24 protein-coding genes and 1 riboswitch are annotated in these 20,318 nt (G+C 59.4%); of the genes, 3 read left to right on the top strand and 21 right to left on the bottom strand.

Annotated elements, in window-relative coordinates; translation table 11 throughout:
- Positions 1 to 16: 16 nt before the first annotated feature.
- From B7E11_RS25860 to B7E11_RS25895, 8 genes are all read right to left on the bottom strand, one after another.
- Positions 17 to 793 carry an ABC transporter permease gene (locus B7E11_RS25860; protein ID WP_080840204.1) on the bottom strand — a complete coding sequence of 259 codons (777 nt, stop codon included), beginning with the start codon at positions 791 to 793 and terminating at the stop codon, positions 17 to 19.
- Between the two features lie 6 nt (positions 794 to 799).
- The gene (locus tag B7E11_RS25865) at positions 800 to 1,570 is read right to left on the bottom strand and encodes an ABC transporter permease (protein WP_080840206.1); all 771 of its coding nucleotides are present in this window, start codon (positions 1,568 to 1,570) and stop codon (positions 800 to 802) included.
- 4 nt (positions 1,571 to 1,574) lie between these two features.
- Positions 1,575 to 2,429, bottom strand: a complete 855-nt coding sequence (locus B7E11_RS25870) for an ABC transporter ATP-binding protein (RefSeq protein ID WP_080840208.1) — start codon at positions 2,427 to 2,429, stop codon at positions 1,575 to 1,577.
- Between the two features lie 35 nt (positions 2,430 to 2,464).
- The gene (locus tag B7E11_RS25875) at positions 2,465 to 2,818 is read right to left on the bottom strand and encodes a Rieske (2Fe-2S) protein (RefSeq protein ID WP_080840210.1); all 354 of its coding nucleotides are present in this window, start codon (positions 2,816 to 2,818) and stop codon (positions 2,465 to 2,467) included.
- Positions 2,819 to 2,825: 7 nt separating this feature from the next.
- A complete protein-coding gene (locus tag B7E11_RS25880) occupies positions 2,826 to 3,929 on the bottom strand; it encodes an amidohydrolase family protein (RefSeq protein WP_080840212.1) in 1,104 nt (367 codons plus the stop codon).
- A gap of 452 nt (positions 3,930 to 4,381) precedes the next feature.
- Positions 4,382 to 5,128, bottom strand: coding sequence for a DeoR/GlpR family DNA-binding transcription regulator (locus B7E11_RS25885; RefSeq protein ID WP_080840214.1), 747 nt, complete (start codon positions 5,126 to 5,128; stop codon positions 4,382 to 4,384).
- 96 nt (positions 5,129 to 5,224) lie between these two features.
- Complete coding sequence (locus B7E11_RS25890; RefSeq protein WP_080840216.1) at positions 5,225 to 6,010, bottom strand: TatD family hydrolase; 786 nt, start codon at positions 6,008 to 6,010, stop codon at positions 5,225 to 5,227.
- Between the two features lie 88 nt (positions 6,011 to 6,098).
- Entirely contained in the window at positions 6,099 to 6,401 is a 303-nt protein-coding gene (locus B7E11_RS25895) for a hypothetical protein (RefSeq protein WP_139787316.1), read from the bottom strand.
- On the opposite strand from B7E11_RS25895, the gene B7E11_RS31080 reads away from it, so the two are divergent.
- Complete coding sequence (locus B7E11_RS31080) at positions 6,364 to 6,489, top strand: DUF6022 family protein (RefSeq protein ID WP_420830645.1); 126 nt, start codon at positions 6,364 to 6,366, stop codon at positions 6,487 to 6,489. The genes B7E11_RS25895 and B7E11_RS31080 overlap by 38 nt on opposite strands.
- 100 nt (positions 6,490 to 6,589) lie before the next feature.
- On the opposite strand, the gene B7E11_RS25900 is transcribed toward B7E11_RS31080, so the two are convergent.
- From B7E11_RS25900 to B7E11_RS25930, 7 genes are all read right to left on the bottom strand, one after another.
- Complete coding sequence (locus B7E11_RS25900) at positions 6,590 to 7,378, bottom strand: ABC transporter ATP-binding protein (protein ID WP_080840223.1); 789 nt, start codon at positions 7,376 to 7,378, stop codon at positions 6,590 to 6,592.
- Positions 7,375 to 8,160: an ABC transporter permease gene (locus B7E11_RS25905; protein WP_080840225.1), complete on the bottom strand. Its 786-nt coding sequence runs from the start codon at positions 8,158 to 8,160 to the stop codon at positions 7,375 to 7,377. The genes B7E11_RS25900 and B7E11_RS25905 overlap by 4 nt, the downstream gene beginning before the upstream one ends.
- A complete protein-coding gene (locus tag B7E11_RS25910) occupies positions 8,150 to 8,455 on the bottom strand; it encodes a thiamine-binding protein (protein ID WP_080840227.1) in 306 nt (101 codons plus the stop codon). Before B7E11_RS25910 ends, B7E11_RS25905 begins: the two co-directional genes overlap by 11 nt.
- Before the next feature lie 39 nt (positions 8,456 to 8,494).
- Positions 8,495 to 9,544, bottom strand: coding sequence for an ABC transporter substrate-binding protein (locus tag B7E11_RS25915; protein WP_425430073.1), 1,050 nt, complete (start codon positions 9,542 to 9,544; stop codon positions 8,495 to 8,497).
- A 106-nt stretch (positions 9,545 to 9,650) separates the two neighbouring features.
- Positions 9,651 to 9,761, bottom strand: a riboswitch (TPP riboswitch).
- A gap of 203 nt (positions 9,762 to 9,964) precedes the next feature.
- Entirely contained in the window at positions 9,965 to 11,311 is a 1,347-nt protein-coding gene (locus tag B7E11_RS25920) for an ISLre2 family transposase (protein WP_080840231.1), read from the bottom strand.
- Positions 11,312 to 11,423: 112 nt separating this feature from the next.
- A complete protein-coding gene (locus tag B7E11_RS25925; RefSeq protein ID WP_080840233.1) occupies positions 11,424 to 12,050 on the bottom strand; it encodes a hypothetical protein in 627 nt (208 codons plus the stop codon).
- Positions 12,047 to 12,901, bottom strand: coding sequence for a hypothetical protein (locus B7E11_RS25930; RefSeq protein ID WP_080840235.1), 855 nt, complete (start codon positions 12,899 to 12,901; stop codon positions 12,047 to 12,049). The genes B7E11_RS25925 and B7E11_RS25930 overlap by 4 nt, the downstream gene beginning before the upstream one ends.
- A 533-nt stretch (positions 12,902 to 13,434) precedes the next feature.
- On the opposite strand from B7E11_RS25930, the gene B7E11_RS25935 reads away from it, so the two are divergent.
- Positions 13,435 to 14,109 carry an SOS response-associated peptidase gene (locus B7E11_RS25935; RefSeq protein WP_080840237.1) on the top strand — a complete coding sequence of 225 codons (675 nt, stop codon included), beginning with the start codon at positions 13,435 to 13,437 and terminating at the stop codon, positions 14,107 to 14,109.
- Here the strand turns inward: B7E11_RS25935 and B7E11_RS25940 are convergent.
- From B7E11_RS25940 to B7E11_RS25960, 5 genes are all read right to left on the bottom strand, one after another.
- A complete protein-coding gene (locus B7E11_RS25940; RefSeq protein ID WP_080840239.1) occupies positions 14,102 to 14,392 on the bottom strand; it encodes a stage VI sporulation protein F in 291 nt (96 codons plus the stop codon). The two genes, B7E11_RS25935 and B7E11_RS25940, sit on opposite strands and share 8 nt — an antisense overlap.
- Positions 14,393 to 14,484: 92 nt before the next feature.
- On the bottom strand, positions 14,485 to 16,536 hold the full coding sequence (gene recG, locus B7E11_RS25945) for an ATP-dependent DNA helicase RecG (protein WP_080840241.1): 2,052 nt from the start codon (positions 16,534 to 16,536) through the stop codon (positions 14,485 to 14,487).
- A gap of 27 nt (positions 16,537 to 16,563) precedes the next feature.
- Complete coding sequence (locus tag B7E11_RS25950; protein ID WP_080840243.1) at positions 16,564 to 17,424, bottom strand: DegV family protein; 861 nt, start codon at positions 17,422 to 17,424, stop codon at positions 16,564 to 16,566.
- A gap of 41 nt (positions 17,425 to 17,465) precedes the next feature.
- Entirely contained in the window at positions 17,466 to 19,301 is a 1,836-nt protein-coding gene (locus B7E11_RS25955) for a DAK2 domain-containing protein (protein ID WP_080840244.1), read from the bottom strand.
- A gap of 65 nt (positions 19,302 to 19,366) precedes the next feature.
- On the bottom strand, positions 19,367 to 19,726 hold the full coding sequence (locus B7E11_RS25960) for an Asp23/Gls24 family envelope stress response protein (RefSeq protein WP_080840246.1): 360 nt from the start codon (positions 19,724 to 19,726) through the stop codon (positions 19,367 to 19,369).
- Positions 19,727 to 19,879: 153 nt separating this feature from the next.
- Here B7E11_RS25960 and rpmB point away from each other — a divergent pair, with 153 nt between their 5' ends.
- On the top strand, positions 19,880 to 20,068 hold the full coding sequence (rpmB, locus tag B7E11_RS25965) for a 50S ribosomal protein L28 (RefSeq protein WP_080840248.1): 189 nt from the start codon (positions 19,880 to 19,882) through the stop codon (positions 20,066 to 20,068).
- A 136-nt stretch (positions 20,069 to 20,204) separates the two neighbouring features.
- Here the strand turns inward: rpmB and spoVM are convergent, their stop codons facing one another.
- Positions 20,205 to 20,285, bottom strand: coding sequence for a stage V sporulation protein SpoVM (gene spoVM, locus B7E11_RS25970; RefSeq protein WP_010345573.1), 81 nt, complete (start codon positions 20,283 to 20,285; stop codon positions 20,205 to 20,207).
- Positions 20,286 to 20,318: the final 33 nt, after the last annotated feature.

Consider the following 20,318-nt stretch of genomic DNA (forward strand, 5'->3'; position numbering starts at 1 on the left):
TTTTGTTGAAACCTTGTTAAATGTGGTCCAGAAAATACTTTCGGCCAAACCTGCGCGTCGTGCGGTGGAACAGCCAATCGACGGCGATGCCCATCAGCCCGACCACAATCGTTCCGACGAAAATCCGGTCCGCCTGCATGTAGACGCTGCCGTAGGCGATGATGTACCCGACTCCGGACGTGGAATTGACCATCTCGGCCGTAACGATCGTCAGGAAACTGTAACCCATGCCGACCCGGGCTCCGGACAGAATGCCGGGTATGGTGGACGGCACGATGACGCTCGTAAACAGCTGCCGGCGGTTGGCTCCGAGGGAGCGCGATGCTCGCAGTTTGGTTTCATCAATATTGGAAACGGTGGTTAATATATACAGAAAAGAACCGAAAAAGGAAGAATAGGCGAGCAGCAGGATTTTGGAGGTTTCGCCGGTGCCGAACCAGAGAATGACCATGCTCAGCCAGGCGACCGGTTCGATAAAACGAAGCGGAAAAAGCAGCGGCTGTACCGCGCGGCGCGCCCAATCGAACATGCCGAGCGCCCACCCGACCAGCGTGGCGGCAAGCACGCCGATCAGCCAGCCGACGACGAGCCTTCGCAGGCTCACGCCGACGCTTTCGATCAGCGTTCCGTCGCGAAGCAGGGCGACGAAGGTGTCCCAGGTTTGGGCCGGGCTTGGCAGGAACAGCTCCAGCACCGCCCCCGACGCCGACAGGGCATACCAGATGGCAAGCGCGAGCGCGAACGGCAATAGGCCGAGAATCCATTTCATATACGTCTTCTGTGATCGGATCATGTCAAGTCACCCCCGCAGCATGAACCGGCGAGCCGTTAACCGGAACACCGTTCGAACGGCAAAATCGGCCGTTATCCCCATTAATCCGAGGGCCAGAATGCCCGACAGGGCGGTTTCCGTCTCGTGCAGCACCCGCGCGTTCCAGATGAGCTGGCCGATCCCGTTTTGCGCCGCGAGCATCTCGATGCCGACGATGCTCATGAAGGCGAAGGCCAGCGCGCCCCGCACCCCCTTCAAAATTTCCGGCATGACGGACGGGATGAGCACGCCCCAGAACAGCCTGAGCGGACCCGCTCCCATCGACTGCGCCGCCCTAAGGCGCGAGGCGGACACCCGGTGCACCGCGTCCGAAATGCTGACGGCCACGACCAACAGCACGCCGTAGGCGATGATGATGATTTTGATCGCTTCGCCGATGCCGAGCCAGATGACAAGAATCGGAACGAGCGCGACCGACGGAATGACCCGGAAAAACTGAATCGGCGAGTAAAAAAATTGACTAAGCGGCTTGTAGCGGCCCATCAGGATGCCGAGAACGACGCCGAGCAAGCCGCCGATCGCCCAGCCGGCGAAAACCCGCTCGTAGCTCGCGAGAACGGTAAGGAGAAACTCCCTCGTGCCCAGCATTTCGATAAACGTGCCGATCACCCGGGCGGGAGCGGGCAAAAAATCCGGTCCCGACGCCATCGCCGCGATTTGCCACAGCAGGGCGAAGATCAGGCAGCCGATCAGGCCCGCCGTCCAACTTTTGTTGCGCCATAACGCTCGAACGTTCATCGTTTCAGTCCTTTTCGCCGGACGTTTTTCCCGCTATCGCAAGCTGCGGGGCCGTCTGCGCCTTGAACGGATTGTCGATCTCGTCGAGCAGCCGGTTGTACAAATCCGCGAACTGCTCGTTCATCCGCTCCCTTGGGTAAGGCAAATCGACCTTGAAGTCCGCCTTGATGTTCTCCTGCGGCGCCCGCGCCATGACGACGATCCGGTCCGCCAGCAGCAGCGCCTCCTGAATATCGTGGGTGATGAACAGGACCGTCTTGCCGGACTGCCGGCAAATCGAGGACAGCTCCAGCTGCAGGTGCGTGCGCGTCTGCGCGTCGAGCGCGGCAAAGGGCTCATCCATCAGCAAAATGTCCGGATCGTTCGCGAGCACCCGCGCGATCTGCACCCGCTGCTTCATCCCGCCGGAAAGCTCGCTCGGATACTTTTTCCCGTGTTGCTCGAGCCCGACCTGCTTCATCCACGCGAGCGCCTGCTCCCGGCGTTCCCGTTTCGGCACGCCTTTGATTTTCAGGCCGTAGGCGATGTTTTCCTCGACCGTCAGCCACGGAAACAGCGCCAGATCGTTCTGGAACACGACGCCCCGCTCCGGACCGGGCCCTTTGACGGCTTTGCCGTTCACGAGAATTTCCCCCGCGGTCGCCCCCTCGAAGCCGGCGACGAGATTCAGCAGCGTCGTTTTGCCGCAGCCGCTCGGCCCGAGCAAGCAGAGGAAGCCCCCTTTCTCGAGCTTCAGGTTGACGTCGCGCACGACCGCAACCTTTTCGCCGGTGTGACGTTGATACGTTTTGCCCACGTCCTTGAATTCGAGCGCCCACGCATCGGACCGGGCCACCTTCCCGAGTTGTTCCGCAGCCATAGCCATCCTCTCCCCGCTCCCTTCTGCGAGACGTATTAGTAATGAATGACGACGTCTCCTTCTTCGATCGTCACCTCGTACCGCTTGACGCAAGCCCGCCTGTCCGGAAACAGCGTGTTGCCGCTTTTGACGTCGAATTCCCAGCGGTGCCAGGGACACCGCAGCACTTCGCTTTCCCGGCCGAACACGTACTCCCCGACGGAGGAAGGCAGCGTCGTTCCGGTCAGGTCGCCATCCGACAGCTTCGCCCCCTGATGAGGGCAGGCGTTGAGCAGCGCGCAGTAGTCCCCGTCGTTCGTCCGGACGAGCACGAGCGAGCGCGTGCCGATCTGGACGGCCCGTTTTTCGCCGCAAGCCATTTCGTCGGCCTTGCAAACCACTTGTCTCATGTCAGCGTCACCTCGCAGCGTTCGGCCTGTCCGGCAGCTTGTAGAAATTTTTGGCGTTGTCGTAAAAGATTTTGCGTTTCAGTTCGTTGGAAAAAGTCGTCGGAAGACTGCGCAGCGGCGAATCGAAGTCCCAGTGGGGGTAGTCGGTGGAGAACATGAGCAGCTCGTCGCTCTCCATCATTTCGACCATCCGCAGCATGAACTGCGGGTTCGGATCCTCGATCGGCTGGGTGGCGAAGCGGAAGTGATCCTTGATATATTCGCTCGGCAGCCGTTTGACCCACGGCACTTCGACGCGGAGCGATTTGTAATTGTGGTCCATGCGCCACATGAGCGACGGCACCCAGGAAAATCCGCCTTCGATCATGGCGACGCGCGTTCCGGGGTACTTGTCGAACACGCCGTTCAGGATGAGGTTGACCGCGGTGGCCATGAACGCCTGGGAAAGAAGCGTATGCCATTCGACATAGTAGCGGGGCTGTCCGAAGCAGGAAGTGACCGAGTTGCCCTGGTGCATGCCGATGACGAGGTTTTTCCGCTGGGCGGCTTCATAGATCGCGTGATAGTAGGGATCCCCGAGCGCGACGTTGCCGATCGGCAGCAGCACCTGCACCATTTTCGGATGATCGCCCCATTTTTCGATTTCCCGGACCGCGAGCTCCGGAATTTGCGGCGCGACGTGAATCGATCCGAGAAACCGGTCGTCCTTGCCCAGCCAGTTGTCGACCACCCATTCGTTATAGGCGGCGGCGAGCGCCCCGGCCAGCTCGAATTGGGCCTCCATCGTCGCCGGATAAAACAGCCCGGTCAAGATCGCGTACTGAATGTCGTACTCGTCCAACAGCTGCTCCCGGAGCACATCGTAGTCGGAACCCGGCACGTTGCCGTTGGGCAGCAGCGAATCCAGCCTGGAGCCGCCGATCGGATGCGTATATTTGAGTTCTCCCCATCCGGTCCAATGCTTCATGTAGCTTAAGAACGGCTCCTTCATATAAGGAAGCAATTCCTCGACGGAAGCGAAACGCTCGTGCACGTCCGTGTCGATCACGGGGAACGGCATCGGCTTGCTTCGCTTTTGTTCCGGCACTCCTTCGGTCGATGTGACGGCCATATCGACTCCTCCTCTGCAAGTATGATGCGTTCGGCGTTGCCGGACGGAAGGTCCGGTCCGGAGCAGGCGGCAAACGAAGAAATGATGTCATCTTACATTACACATAAATCACATAACCCTTTTCTCGTTCCGTAAGTTAAATATAATATTTCGATCAAATACTGTCAACAAAAAATCATGTTTCGATCATAAAAAATCAAAAATCACCTTGAACCGAACGAAAAAACCAGAGTTTCATGCGCAAATATGGGCATAATTTCAAAATAAGTAAGGTTTTTAGAACAAAAATTCACTTTTATCGCGTAATGTTTTATTACATATAAATTGAAAGCCGGAATCGATTCTCCGAATCGCCCCTGGACGGATGGCGAGGGGCAGAAATTCAACAATGTTGACATGCAAAAAAAAGAACGGGAACGCCGCTCCCGCTCTTTCCGCATAACCGCCACGCGCTATACGATCGTTATTTTGCCCGCGAATTCCAGCTCTTCCGCCGCCTTGCGCCCGCTCTCCTCCGTCACGATCTCGTCGATTTCGTTGAATTCGCATACCTTGACCAAGGAGGAAACGCCGAATTTCGAAGGATCCGCCAGCGCGATCACCTGCTTGGAACGCTCGATAAGGGCGCGTTTGATTTCTACTTCCTCGAGGCTGAAATCGGTCGGGCCCTGGAATTTGGACAAGCCCGCAAGCCCGAGGTAAAACCGGTCGAAGTTGAATTGCTTGATCGTGCTCAGCGCGATGGAGCCGACCATCGACATTTCCGACATGCGAAAATGCCCGCCGACGATATACACCTTATGGCGGCTTCGGGACAAAATACTCGCCACCTGCAGCGAGTACGTGAAAATGGTGAGGTTGGCCTTTTTGAGCAGTTCCTTGGCAAGCTCGGCCGTCGTCGTTCCGACATCAAGCGCGATGACTTCGCCTTCCGCTATTTGCTCGGCGGCGTGCTGGGCGATCTTCCTCTTCCAATCCCGATTGAGCTTTTGACGTTGGTTGAACAGCGGCTCGACGCCCAATCCGGGCAAGGAAGCGCCGCCGCGCTGGCGGACGATCAGGCCTTTGTCTTCAAGCTCGACGAGATCCCGCCGGACCGTCGCTTCCGAAACCGAAAGCAGGACGGACAGCTCCTCCACCGACAGCGGCGATTTCTCGCCGAGACAGCGAATCAATTGTTCCTGTCTGGAATTTGGCATCAAGTTTCTCCTTATACCGGGAAATCCATCGTTGCTATCATTCTAATAGACAAATGATCAAATTTCAATCAGGTTTCGATCAAAAAATTGTTCATTTCACCCGATCCCGTAAAATCTTCGCGCATTCGCGCGCAGAACCGCCGCCGTCTCCGCTTCGTCCGAACCGCGCAGCGAGGCGATCTCGCGGACGACGTCCAGCACCATTTCCGGCACGGTTTCCTTGCCCGCGAACGGTCCTTCGAACGGCCAGGGCCCGTCCGTTTCGGTCATGAGCTGCGCAAGCGGCACGCGCGCCGCGAGCTCGCGGATTTCCGGCTCGTACAGCACGTCCGGCGCGATCGAGATCATGTACCGGCGCGCGACGATGCGGTTTATCGTTTCCGGCCCGCCTTTGAACCAGTGGAAATGCGCGCGCCGCACCCGGTGGCGCTCCAGCAGCTCGAGCGCCTTGTCGGCGTCTTCGTAAACGGCATGAAGCGCGATCGGGCGGTCCAGCTCCGCCGCCAGCCGGACGAAGGCTTCGAGCTGAACGATATAGGGAGCCTCGTCGAACGAACGGCCCGACGTTTCCGCTTCCGTCCGCAAATAGTAAGGCAGCCCCACTTCGCCGATGGCGAATGCGCCGTCCCCGAGCTGCCCGATCCAGTCGCGCATCCTCGCGAGCTCCTCCTCCGCAAGGGGCGGCTGTTCGGGGTGATGCCCGTATGCGGGAAGGATGCGGCCCGGGAACCGCGCCGCCCACTCGCGAACGACGGCGAACGATCGGAACCCCATGGAAACGGCAACGAGCCCCTCCACGCCGGACGCAAACGCCCGGTTCAGCAGCTGCTCCCGCCGATCGGGCGGATACGAATCCAAATGAATATGAGCGTCAACGGCCATGGCCGACGCCCCCTTTCTCAAAGCCATTTTCGGCGCGCCTTCGGATCGGCTTCGCACGGCGCGGTCAGGCGCGGGTTTGCGGCGGAATTCAAAGCAATCCGAGCGCCTCGCAAAGCCGATACGGCCGGTGCAGCCCGCGCAGCTGCTCTCGCTGCCGGCGATGCCGCGCCTCCCGCGCGGACTCGATCAGCGCGCTGAGGGCCGGCAAATCCTCGGGCGCGGCGTTTCCGATCGCGGACTTGAGCCTGACCGTTTCCTCGGCGTAGACCGCGTTTTGCAGCGATTTCAACAGCCTGATTTTCGCTTCCTGAAACTTGTCGTACGTTCGGTAGCGGAATCGAATCGGAACGTTAGTGCTGAAATTTGCACATTCGCACCTCCGGTTCGACATTCCGGCGCAGCCGGAAATCGCCGCCCTCGAAAAAACGGAACGGCGAGAGATCGTAGCCGAAATTGCGCGAATGCAGGAAGCTCGTTAATCCCCCGCCTCCGGCGCGGCACGCCCGCAAACGCGCGCTCGCCCGATCCGGCAGCTTGCGCCGCCGATCGGGCGAGTACGATTGGAGACGACGTTAACGTTTAACGACCTTGCCCGCCGCCCGTCTCTCCGAGCAACTCGAGCACCTGGCGCTTGAGCTCGACGAAAGCGGGTTCGGTCCAGACGTCCGTCCGCCGCGGACGGGGAAACGGGATTTCAAGCTCCGCAAGCACACGGGCCGGCGCCGGCGACAGGACGTAAATGCGGTCCGACAGCGTGAGCGCCTCCTCGATGCTGTGGGTCACGAACAGCACCGAGCGGCGTTCCTCCTCCCACAGCTTGAGCAGCCACGCCTGCATGTCCGCCCTGGTCAGCGCGTCGAGCGCCGCGAACGGCTCGTCCAGGCACATCAAGCCGCGAGGCATGAGCAAAGCGCGCAAAAACGACACCCGCTGCTGCATCCCGCCGGACAGCACGTGCGGATACTGCTTCGCCACGCCGCCGAGTCCGATGCGGTCGAGCCACCGGTCCGCCAGGGCGGCCGCTTCCTTCGCCGGCACGCCGGCGGTCGTCAACGCTGAGGAAATGTTCGCCGATACCGACAACCACGGAAAAAGCGACGCCTGCTGCGGCATGTAGCTGATCCGCCCGCGCCGGCCGGTCGACAGCTCGCCGTCGATCCGGATCTCCCCTTCGTCGGGCCGCTCCACGCCGCCGATCAGCCGGAACAGCGTGGACTTGCCGCTGCCGGACGGCCCGATGAGCGTCACGAACTCGCCGGCGCGCACGGTCAGCGAAATGCGGTCCAGCACGGGATGGCTCAGCTTGCCCCGCGCGTAGCTTTTGCTGATGCCGGAGAGCTCCAGCTTGGGACGGTTTTGCGCGTTCATGCCGTCCTCCCTCCCTTCGCTTCGGTTCCGGCCGGGCGCCAGCGGATCGAAAGCCGCTCGAGCAGCGCGGCAAGCCCGTAAAACGCGAGCGACAGCACGATGATGCAGATGATGGCCGAAAAAACGCCGGCCGTATCGTAGCCGTTTTTCTTCAAGACAAGATAGTGGCCGATGCCTTCGCTGCCTCCGAGCCATTCCGCCACGATGGCCGAAGAAATGCTGTATGTCGCCGTAATTTTCAATCCGGAAAAGAAGTACGGCAGCGAAGCCGGAAGCTCCAGCCTTCGAAGCACCTCCCAGCGCCTCGCGCCGATCATGGCCAAATATTCGCGCAGATGCGGCTCCGACTGACCGAGGCCGGCCAGCATCGACCAGGCGACCGGGAAGTAGCAGACGAGCACCAGCAAAATCAGCTTGGGCAAAAGCCCGAAGCCGAACCACAGCATGAGAAGCGGCCCGAGCGCGATGATCGGAATGTTTTGCGTAATGATGATGATCGGAGACAGCGCCGTCCGCATGCCGGGAATCAGATGAAAGAGGATCGCCGACAGCACGCCGAAGCCGACGCCGAGCCCGATTCCTTTGAACGCCAGCAGCAGGGTGGAAACGGATTGCTCCGCAAGCCGCGAAGCGTCCGTCCCCATCCGCTCGGCGATGGCCAGCGGGCTCGGCAGCATCCACGGATCGATGCGAAGCAGCGAGCAGCACGCCTGCCATACGAGCACAATGCCGGCCAGCGTCCCGGCCGGCAGAAGGACGCGGCGGTGCGCTTTACTTCCCATCGGGATAATTTTGCAGCAGCCGCGCCATCGAGGCGTTGCTATCCCGATCGACGGACAGCTTGATTTGGGACAAGACGGACGGACTGCCGAGCTCGAACATGGCGGCGTTCATTTGCTTGACGATATCCAGCAGCAGGTCCAGATCGCCTTCCATCGTCGTCTCCAGCGGACCGACGCGGTAAGGGACGCCGGAAGCCTTGATGATGTCGATCGCTTTGTCCACGTACGGATAGACGCTGTCGTCCCCGGACTTTGTTCTCGGTAAAATTTGAATGCTGAGCAGCGCTTGCGCCATCGTCGTTTCCCCGCTTTCCGTTGCGTTTCGTTTTATCGTTTATTCGGGCAAAAACTCGTTCGTAAACATCGCGTCGATGTCGAGTTCCTTTTTCAGCAGATCGTGCTCCCGCAAAAATTCGGCATAGCCGGACCAAACTTCCCGCTTCTGCTCGCCCCAGCGGGGAGCGTCGTCCTGATATTTGCCGGCCAGCCATTCCTGGCTCTCCTTGACCAGCTCGGCGTTCAAATCCGGCACCGCTTCGAGCAAAATGTCCGCGGCTTCGGCCGGATGCTCGATCGCGTACTCGTACCCCTCGGACGCCCCTTCCACGAACGCGCGCACGACGTCCGGCTGCTCCGCGATCATCTTCTCGCTCGTCTCGAGCACCGGCGTGTAATAATCGAGCTGCTCTTTGAAATCGGACAAGTACACCATATTGATCGGAATGCCGCGCTGCTCCGCTTCGATTCCGGTCCACGCGTAAAAAATCCAGGCGAAATCGATGTCCTTTTGCACCGCGGTAAAGAAATCGGCCATGCCCATGTTGACGATGTTGACTTTGCCGACGTCCGCCCCTTGCTCCTTCATCATCGAGCCGATGACCGCTTCCTCGGCCGGCGACCCCCAGCCGCCGTACGTATGGCCTTCGAAATCTTTGGGCTCGGTGATGTTTTTGTCCGCGGGCGAAGCGAAGCCCGACGTATTGTGCTGAATGACCGCCGCCAGCGACACGAGCGGAATGTCCTGCTCGCGGGCGAGCGTCAGCCCTTCCTGCGTGCCGACGCCGAATTCGGCCGCCCCGCTCGCGACCATCTGATCCGCGCCGCTTTCCGGCGGCTGCACGATTTCGACGTCCAGGCCGCGCTTCTCCCACATGCCTTGCGCCGCCGCTACGTACAGGCCCGTATGGTTCGTGTTCGGCGTCCAGTCGAGCACGACTTTGATTTCCTTGAGCGGCTGCGCCGTCGCGGAAGGAGAAGCGGCGGCCCCGCCTTCGTTGCCGCTTCCCCCGTTCCCGCCGGCTCCGCAGCCCGCGATCACGAGCAGCGCCGCGAACGCGGCCGCCCCTTTCGATTTCCAGCCTTTTCTTTGATGTTGCCGTTGCATGGCCATCCTCCCCAATCCACTCTTCCAATGGTAACGGAACGCATGAAAAACGCCCCCCGATCTCGGAGGGCGCACAAGCTGCACTTAGGCAAACGCAACGAAACCGTCGCGATTGCAGCCACCTTCCTACGCTGGAATTATCCAGATCAGGTTATCCGGTCGAAAGCGGATCAGCTTTCCTCTCAGCATAGTTCCCTAAGCTCCCGGGGGCGATATTCGATTGTCCGCACGATTTATCCTTTTCGAATATACCGCTTAATCGACATTTCGTCAACAACGTCAGACGGCAAGTCAGTGTCAAGCTAGCGTGGGCAGTCATTTAAGATGCCTGGAACGCGAACCCCGAAGGAACCTCTTCCTTGTAAGCGCTTTGCTTCGTTCTTTCATCAAACACAAGTGATTTGTCAGAATTTTTTGCCGTTATCCGCGAAGTGCTTTGAGTGCCATACCCGTTGTGCTGCTTTGCTTCGGTCCTTGCAGCATGCGAATCATTCCAGCGATACAACCCTTGACCGGTTGCGTCACGTTCTTGAGCAATTGCCGCATGTTTATCGACTGCTGCGGCGTTGCCTGCTTACTCGCTTGTCCTTCAACCGTTCTTACCACCGTGCCCGCTTCTTGAATCCTCATCATCGTCCTCAGCATCGCCCTGACGCCTCGCTCACTCCACCTGTACCCGCCACGCTTCGTCCGCTTGGCGAATATACGCATCTGCGATTCCGCGCTTCCCATCGGGCGCATACCGCTTGTGTCGATCCCCTTCGCCTGGAGTGTTTTTCGGTAGTCGTCCAAATGCTTCTCATGCCGCTTTAGAAATCTTTTATACGGCTTCCAATCCTCCCTGTCCTCTCCCGCTACCTCTTGTCCCGCCACCCCTTCCAGGACCGCCATAAGCGCGGCTGCATCCTGTTTGGCCAAAGACCGTCTCACGGTCTCCCACACCTGCGGCAAATGACCAACAAAGCGTTTCAAATCACGCGCCACATGAAAGCGGTCCAGCATGTACAGACATTGGTGAAAGTAGGATGTACATTCCCCGATCCACGCCGCGCCGTCTCCGTTCACCACAAGCCACGTGTTCTCGTCGATTTCGTAACGCTCCACCAGAAAGTCCCCGAACCCTTCCCAGAAGTCGCCGCCGCTCGTATGCAGGTAATGCTGTTTGTTCTTCAGCTGTACCCGCTTGCCGTTCTTCTCCCAGCCTTCGTGTACGACTGCAATTGCGTTCTCCATCCCGCGCTTTTTGCTCCGCTGCAGCTTCGTGTACAGCCCATCCACTTCCACGAACAGCACGCGGGCAGCGCGCCGTTTCACCGCTGGCATCGGCTGTTGCGCACGCTCCATCAGTTTTTCCCTGATCGCTTGGTGGCTCAGCACATTGTAGCCCAAAAGCTGCTCCAGCCTCTTTGCGCTGTCCCGGTACGACGGTCCTTGGCTTGCGAATGCGATTGCTGTCTCTTCCAAATGCGGACTGACTTTCCCGCGCCCTTCGAATTGCAACAGCTGATCCAGCAGATACACGTGTTTGCCGCTTCTACGGTCACAGTACAATCTCCGCTTAAAGCGCACATTCCCGAACACTGTGTTGACGCTTGTTTCACGCTCGTCCTTTACTCGATAACGCTCTCGGTCCCGTTGCTCCAGGATCTGCTGATCCAGCGCCTCCAGTACCTGCTTCATCGCACGAGCGAATTCCTCCTGCATTTTCCGGAAAATCCATTGCTCAATCTCTTTCATCGTCGGCATTGTTGTGGTAAAGTGGCTCACAGGAGCTTCCTCCTTCTTGGTGTGTTGTGCGCAAACATCACTTTACCAAGGGAGAAGCTCTTTTTCTATATCCGCTTTTTCCAATTCCTACACCCACAGAGATTTTACACTATCAGACGGCAATATCGATCCGTCGCTCCGCATGACCCTCCGATTCCGCGTTCCCGTCGCCGTCTCCGCCCGGTCCGGACAGCTCCCGCCCGGCGCGGCGGACGAGCAGGATCACCCAGAAGCTGGCGACCAAATAACCGAAGCCGGAAAGCTGGAGCCAGCCCATGATCCCGTCCTCGAAATTGAGCAAACAGGGCAGCAAAACGGATTGAGCCGTGCCAAGCGCGAAGAGGACGCGCCGCTCGTCCCGGGCGAACGCGGCAAGTCCGCTTTTGTTCGCGGCTTGCGCCGCCGCGCGAATACCGCCGCATATGCCGTACAGCATCGCGAGATCCACGGCCAGAACCATGCCGACCAAAGCAAGCGTTTCCGCGGCGGGCGGCTCGTAAGCCCCGGTCAGCGAAAAGTCCATCCGCAAACCGAACATTTGCAAGACGAGAAACGCAAGCTTCATGCCGGCCGCCCCTTTCGCGATCGCGAAACCGCGGTGCCTGAAGGGCATATTGGAGAGACCGAGCAAAATCAATATCAAGCCGACGACATCCGGAAACAGGTCGAACGCGTTGAACCGAAAATCGATCAGCTCCAGCGCGAGTCCCCAGGCGAGTTGCGAGCAGGCTTTTTTCATTCGGACCGCCTCCTCTGCTCCCGGACGTAGCCGCGCATTTCGGATTCCGTGAAGGAAGGCGCGTAATCGGCAAACACGGTATAGACGTAATCTTCGCCGCCGGGCTCCCGAAACCGTTCGCGGAGCAGAAGACGGTACACTTCCGCCGCCTCTTCGCTTCCGTCCGGAATTCGGAAACGATACTTGAGGGAAACCGTTTGATCGGGCTTCAGCATTTTAGGGAGTCCCGCCCCCGCTTCCCCGGGCGCTTCCCCGTCCGAAGGCAGCTTGACTTCGTATTCAAAATAGGTCCCCAGTTTCTCCAGCCAACGGGAAGAAACGCCGACGAGCGTGACCGGCTTTGTCGTCCGAACGTCGGCAAAGCCGGCATGGTCCGAACCGCTCCCTGCCGAGCTCATCTGTACCGGCGGCTCCGCTGCGTTCGAAGGCCAGGCGTTTCGGTAGACGACGATCTCGCCGATCTCTTCCTCTCGAATCGTGCCGTCGTTATAAAACACGCGAACCGAGCGAAGCGCGAGCGGCTCCGGGTCGTCCCGTTTTTCCATTAAACTTTCGTCGGAGTAGCCGGTCAACTTGTAAATCGTTTGATGCCGCAGCTGCTGATGGACTTGCATATCCGAAAACCGAAGCGCCGGCAATTCGTCCGCCTCCGCGTGAATCGGCTTGCGCTTGTCTTCCTTGTTGGCGACGTAGAACAGGTCGAAAGCGAGGTTCGGGGCATAATCGCTCTCGATGAAATGGCGAAGAAAGCCCGCCTCCGGCAGCCTGGAATTTTCCTTATAGACGATGTTGCCCGCCCAGCTGGCCGCGACAAGCGTCAGCGCCAGCGCATAAACGATCGGCTTTTTCACGCTTCATCCCCCCTTGCAGGATAAGAGCGGCAGCTCCTGTTAAAGGGGGTTGCGCTCTTTCGAACATGCATCTTGAAAATGAAACGAGGCGGTACAGGGTCGACGCCCTGTTCATCGACGCGAAGCTAAGATCCGATCCGACCCAATCCAAATCCGTTCCGGTAATCTGGGCCGTGAATTTGCTCGGAGCGGGGCTAATGACGCGTGACGGCGCCTCTTCCTGTTCCTGCATAATTTGACACGGGAGACGAATTTCCTGCCGACTCTTGACGGGCCGTTAGGCAATAAAACGTCGGAGAAGGGCTTTGCGCACTCTTGAGCAGCATTTGTGAGATGAGTTGCGTCACCACGACTCAATTGGAGCGGTAACGTGCTTGCCGAGGAGTTGAGATGGGTAATTTTCACTCAACTGCGTACGGTTGTTTGCGTTTGGCGGGTTGAGTTGCGTCACCGCGACTCAACCGGACTGGCGCCGCGCCGCTTTTCCTAGTAGGATTAAACATAACAGCACCTCGACAGGAGGCACGCAAAACATGTGCGGCAGATATACGATTACCGTCACGCTGGAGGAATTAATCGCCCGGTACATGGCCGGACAGGTCGCCGTTCCGTTTTACGCTCCCCGCTACAACGTGGCGCCGGGACAGCTCGTGCCGGCGATCGTCAGCGACGGGCGGGGCAACAGGCTCGGACAGCTGAAGTGGGGACTTGTCCCGCCATGGGCCGAAGACGCCAAAATCGGTTACAAAATGATCAACGCCCGGGCGGAGACGCTTGCCGATCGTCCCGCTTATCGCGACGCCTACCGGCGCAAAAGATGCCTGCTGCCGGCGGACGGCTTTTACGAGTGGAAGGCGGCGGACGGGGCGAAGCGGCCCTACCGGATTAGTCTGCGCAGCAAGAAACTGTTCAGCCTCGCGGGCTTGTACGAGACGTGGACCTCCCCGAGCGGGGAAGTCGTGCACACGTGCACCGTCGTCACGACCGCCCCGAACCGCTTGATGGCGGACATTCACGACCGGATGCCGGTCATTTTGCGGGAAGAGGACGAGAGCGTTTGGCTTGACCGGCGAATCCGCGAGCCGGAGCGGCTGAACCGGCTGCTTGCGCCCTACCCCGACGAGGAGATGGAAGCTTACGAAGTCGACAAGCGGGTCGGCAACGTCGCCAACGACGATCCGTCCTGCATCGAGCGGATTTCTACCTGAACATCGCCCACAGCTTGATCAGATGCAGCGTGTTTTGCGGGTCGATTTTTTGGCTCAACACAAAGCTGACGAGCTGTTCCTCCTGCAGTTCCGAAAGCGGTTCGTTTAAAATTCTGGACGCCGATTTGACGAGGCGCTTCACCTTCAGCCGGTCCTGGAGGTCGTACTTGGTTACGCCGTCGAGCAGTTGCTTCATCTTCTCTTTCGTCGTCGGGTTTTTCATTTTGAACTTTACGCGTTCCACGAGTTCCGGCTTGATGCCGAACTTTTGCCAGCTGGCCATCCGTCTTCACGTCCTTTCGGCATTCTTGACTATCCTATGCCGAACGGCGGGCGGGGATGACCCGCTTTGCCAAACATCCTCGCAAGCCCATTTCAATCGAGCGGCTCTCCGCTAAGCTGCGACTCCCGCCGCAAAAAATCCCGCAAACCTTCGTAAGCCGGGGACGACCAAAACTCCGGCTTCGCCGTAAGTTCCGCCGCGTCGTCCCGCGCCTGCTCCAGCACCTCGAAATCGTTGACGAGGTTCGCGATCCGGAATTCCGGCATCCCGCTTTGCTTCGTGCCGAAAAATTCGCCGGGCCCGCGCAGCTCCAAATCCCGCCGGGCGATTTCGAAGCCGTCGTCCGTGTCCGTCATCGCCTTCATCCGCTCCTGGCCGTTTTCCGACTTCGGATCGGCGATCAGGACGCAATACGACTGGTGCTCGCCTCTCCCGACGCGGCCGCGAAGCTGATGCAGCTGGGACAAGCCGAACCGGTCCGCGTCCATCACGATCATCAGCGTCGCGTTCGGCACGTCGACGCCGACTTCGATGACGGTCGTCGACACGAGCACGGTCGTCTCGCCCCGGGCGAACGCGCTCATCGCCTCGTCCTTCTCCGCCGACGACATCCGCCCGTGCAGCAGGCCGACGGAAAGCTCCGGCAGCGCCTGGCGCAGCTGGGCGTGCAGGTCGATCGCGTTTTGCACGTCGAGCTTCTCCGATTCCTCGATGAGCGGACAAATGAAAAACGTCTGCCGCCCCAGTTCCGCTTCGTGCCGGATAAATCCGAGCACGCGGTCCATTTTGTCATGCTTGACCCAATAGGTCAAAATCGGCAGGCGGCCTTTCGGCCGTTCCCGGATGGTCGAAACGTCCATGTCCCCGAACACCGTGATCGCAAGCGTCCTTGGAATCGGCGTCGCCGTCATCGACAGCACGTCGGGATTCATTCCCTTTTTCCGTAAAATGCTCCGCTGCTGCACGCCGAAGCGATGCTGCTCGTCCAGCACGACGAGGCCGAGGCGGCGAAAATGAACGTCCTCCTGGATCAGCGCGTGCGTGCCGATGACGATGTCGGTCAGCCCCATCTGAAGCCCGGCGATCATGTCCCGCCGCTTCCGCTCGGTCAGGCTGCCGGTAAGCAGGCCGATCTGAATGCCGTACGGCTCGAACAGCTTGCCGAGCGATCTCGCATGCTGCTCGGCGAGAATTTCGGTCGGCACCATGAGCGCTCCCTGGCAGCCCGCTTTGACGGTAGCGAAGAGCGCCGCCGCGGACACGACCGTTTTGCCGGATCCGACGTCGCCCTGCAGCAGCCGGTTCATCGCGTAAGGCTGGCGCATATCGTGCGTGATTTCGTTGATGACTTTTTTTTGGGCGTCGGTGAGCGCAAACGGCAGTCCGGCCGCGAACGCGCGAATGTCTTCGCTGTCGATTTTATGCGCGATTCCGTCCGGCTGCTTCCGGTTCATCGCCCGGTAACCCTGCAATTTGAGCTCGAACAAAAACAGCTCCTCATACACCATGCGCCTACGCGCTTCCTGCCCTTCCGCCGTGCCCTCGGGCCGGTGAATGCGCCATATCGCTTCCCGGCGCGGCGGAAGCTTGTAGCGCTCGAGCAGCTCCGCCGGCAGCAGCTCCGGAATCATCGCGCCGTATTGATCGAGCGCCTTGGCAATCCGCTGGCGCATCCACGCCTGCGTCAGGCTGCCGCCGACGGAATAGACAGGCTGCAGCGTCCCGGACTTCGCGTTTTGGCGGTCCGGAAACTCCGATTCCGCCACCGTCATCTGCCGCCGCCTCTGGTCCCATTTCCCCGTCAGCACGATCTCCCTGCCGAGCGTCAGCTGCTCCTTCAAAAACGCGCGGTTGAACCATACGCCCGTGACGATCATCCCGTCGACCGCCACCCGGCAAATAAGCCGGGATTTGCGGCCGAAGCGCTGGAGCGACGGCATGGACGCCACCGTTCCCTGAACGGTTGCTTTTTCGCCGTCTTTCGTTTCCGAAAGCGACCGGATCCGGTAATCTTCGTACCGGAACGGATAATACTCCAGCAGATCCCCGATCGTAAAAACGCCCAAGGCGTGAAGCTCCTCTTCTTTCTGGGAGCTCACGCCTTGAAGTCGCTTCACCGGAATGGAAAATAAAGATGAAGACATAGAACCTACCCCATTCGAATCTGGCTACTATCGGTCCGAGGCGGCCGCCCGGGCGAACAATCCGACGGTCCCGGGCCCTGCGTGCGTGCCGATGACGGGACCGATTTCCGAACGGAAAAACCGGCTGATCGCAAACCGTTCGTGCAGCAGCTCGATCAGTTCGTCCGCCATCGCCGTATCGCCAGGCGTCACGACGGCGCTGAGCTGCAAAGGCGCGGATCCGAAATCCGCCTCCAGCAGTTCGGCGATTCGCGCGAAGGCGCGTTTTTGTCCTCTGGCCTTGTCGATCGAAGAGACGACGCCTTCGCCGTCGATCGTCAAAATCGGCTTGATATTGAGCAGCGATCCGAACATCGCGGAAGCTTTGCCGATGCGGCCGCCTTTATGCAAATATTCCAGCGTATCGACCAGATAATAGAGCTTCGTTTCTTTGCGAATCTTATCGATTCTCGCGGTAATTTCATCGACGGAGGCGCCCTGGTTCGCCATTTCCGCCGCCTCTACGACCAGCATGCCGTAACCGTAGGAAGCCGACTTGGAGTCGATGACCGTGACGTTGCCCTCGTCCTCCAGCATCGATTTCGCCAGCAGCGCGGACTGGTACGTCCCGCTCATCGCGGACGACAGATGAATGGAAATGACCGGCCGCCCGGCCTGCACGTGCCGGCTGTACACTTCGTGAAAGTCGGCCGGCGACGGCTGCGAAGTTTTGGGCAATACGTTCGACGCCTTCAGCTTTTCGTAAAATTGCGCAGGCTCAAGATCGATATTGTCGAGATACGATTCGTCGCCGAAATGAACCTGCAGCGGGATCATGTCGATCCCTAGACGCTCGCGCACTTCCCGCGGAATATCCGCCGTGCTGTCCGTTACGATCGCGACTTGCATGGGCAATCCTCCCGTTTCAGTTAATCGATTCGACTCGCCCGTCAATCCGACTCCACCATGAACCAGTACGGATACAGCGGCTGTCCGCCCTCATGCCGTTCGGCTTCCGCGTCCGGGTACCGTTCCTCGAGCCATGCCAGCAAATCGGCCGTAACCGCCTCTTCCGAGCCTTCGCCGGTCAGAATCGTCACGATTTCGTCGCCGGACTTCATCAGCCGCGCCAGCAGTTGCCGGCAGGTATCGCCGAGCTCGTCCGCCGCCGCCACGATCGTCTTGTCCTGGATTCCGATAAACTGCCCGCTGCGAATGTCGATGTCGTCCATCCGCGTATCGCGCACCGCCCGGGTGATCTGCCCCGTTCCGACGCGCTCGATGGCTTGCAGCATGCGCTCCTTGTTGACGGCGGCGGATTCCTCTTCGCGGAACGCGAACATGGCCGCAAAGCCTTGCGGCACCGATCGCGTAGGCACGACCGTAACCGGCCGCTCCGCCAGCTCGGACGCCTGCTCGGCCGCCATCAAAATATTGCCGTTGTTCGGCAGCACGAATACGTGCTCGACCGAAAGCGAACGGATCGCCTGCAGCAAATCCTCGGTGCTCGGATTCATGCTCTGACCGCCGGAAATGACGATGTCGACGCCGAGACTGCGCAGAAGTTCCGCGTTCCCTTCCCCCGCGCTGACGGCAACGACGCCGAAAGCCGCCATTTCGTGCACGTAAGGATGGGGCGCTTGTCCGGGCTGCAGGACGTCCGCTCCGAACGGATCCTGCACCGCCGGAATGCCGGACGCCGCTTCCATGCCGAGCGCTTCGTCCTCCACCGGGAGGCGGACGCCCGGAAGCATCGCCGTCTCCGGCCGAAGCAAATCGCGATGCTGGTCGCGCATATTCAGAATATGCAGCTGGGTCAGTTCGCCGTAGGCAAGCGCCGCGTTCAGCACGTCGCCCGGCCGGCGGGAATGAACGTGCACCTTGATGACGTCTCCGTCGTCGATCAAAATGATGGAGTCCCCGTCCTTCTCCAGCTCTCTTCGGAAGGCGGATTCCGAAAATGCCCGGCCGCCCGGGGAAGCCGATTTCCGGATAAAAAATTCCATGTCGTACGGAAATCGAATCGATTCCGTCGCGATTCGGGATTGGGCGGATCGGCTCGTCGGCGCGATTCCCGAAACGGCTGCCGAAGACGGCGCCGAAGCCGAAGGCGGTTCCGCGGCGGAACGCCCGGCCGACTGCGCCCCGAAGCCCGGGGCTTCGACGGCGCCCGAGAACAAATAGTCGACGAAGCCTTCGTAAACGTAGACTAGGCCCTGACCGCCCGAATCGACGACGCCGACCTGCTTCAGCACCGGAAGCAAATCCGGCGTGCGCGACAGCGCTTCGGCCGCCTTGCGGTGGACTTCCTTCATGAACTCGCCGATATCCGGCGTTCGGCGGGAGATCGCCGTGCCGTGGCGCGCCGCTTCCTTCGCGACGGTCAGAATCGTTCCCTCCACCGGCTTGACGACGGATTTGTAAGCGGTGTCAACTCCCTGCTGCAAAGCGGTCGCAAACAGCGGCACTGTCAATTCCTGGTGCCCTGCGACCGCGCGGGCGAACCCCCGGAACAGCTGGGACAAAATAACGCCGGAGTTGCCCCTTGCGCCCATCAGCAGTCCCTTGGACAGAACCTCCGCCGCCCGTCCGATTTCCGCCTGCGGCCTCGCCCCGAGCTCGGCCGCTCCCGCTTTCATCGTCATGCTCATATTCGTTCCCGTATCGCCGTCCGGCACGGGAAACACGTTCAATTCATTCACTCGCTCGGCATGCTCCGCGAGCCGTTCCGAACCCGCGAGCACCATGGCCGACCATTCCGCTCCGTTCAAGCTGCGTCTGCTCAAATGTAAATTCTCCTTCCAAAGATACGATCGGCATCGATAAAGTTGTTCTCTTTCCCGGTCGTGTCCTAGCGGCTAACGCGTACGCCTTGAACAAAAATGTTGACATGATCGACCTTGAGCCCTACCACTTCATCCAGCACATATTTGACTTGCGATTGAATGTTATGCGCAACTTCGGAAATTTTGGTTCCGTATGCGACGATGACGTACAGATCCAGATGCAGCTGTTCTCCTTCGCGCCTGATCTCAACGCCGCGCGAAAGATTTTCCCGTCCGAGCATTTCCGAGAATCCGTCTTTCAGCTGCTTGCGGGAGGCCATTCCCACCAATCCAAAGCAATCCAGCGCCGCCGACCCGGCAATAATCGCTATAACCTGGTCCGAGACGTGGATTTTTCCGGTTTCTGTCGTCAGTTGCATGGACATGGAAACTCCTCCTTCAATCCTTACCTAAGGATTATCCCCATTTTACTACAAAAAAGTTTCGGTTTGAAGCGCGGAACATCGATTGCAACCCCTCATAGGCTGTGCTATGATAGGTAGAGTGTTTGCATGGTCTTGGCAGGGAGGTGGAGTTAAATGGCACGCAAGTGTTTTGTTACCGGCAAAGGTCCGGGGTCCGGCTGCAATGTGTCTCACGCCAACAATCATACCCGCCGTTCGTGGGGGGTTAACGTACAAAAAGTGCGTATTTTGGTAAACGGTAAACCGAAACGGGTTTATGTGAGCACCCGCGCTCTCAAATCCGGCAAAGTGACTCGCGTATAATCGGCCGCCATTGCGGCGACATGACAAAAGCACCTGGGCTCCAGGTGCTTTTTGTTGTCGTTGGAAAGGTTGCGATTTGCGGCCGGGTGCCGGCAAGGCCGGCGCCCCCCGGAACGAAAGTAGTCCCGGTGAGGCGTCAGTTTTTCTGGAACGTGTTCAGGATTGCCTTGACAAATCCGCCTAAAAATTTCGGCAGTTTGATGGTGTAAAATTTCATCCTTCACCCTCCTCCGGTCCCTTCGCGGCAAAG

The sequence above is a fragment of the Cohnella massiliensis genome, assembly GCF_900169535.1.
GTDB lineage: Bacteria > Bacillota > Bacilli > Paenibacillales > Paenibacillaceae > Cohnella > Cohnella algarum.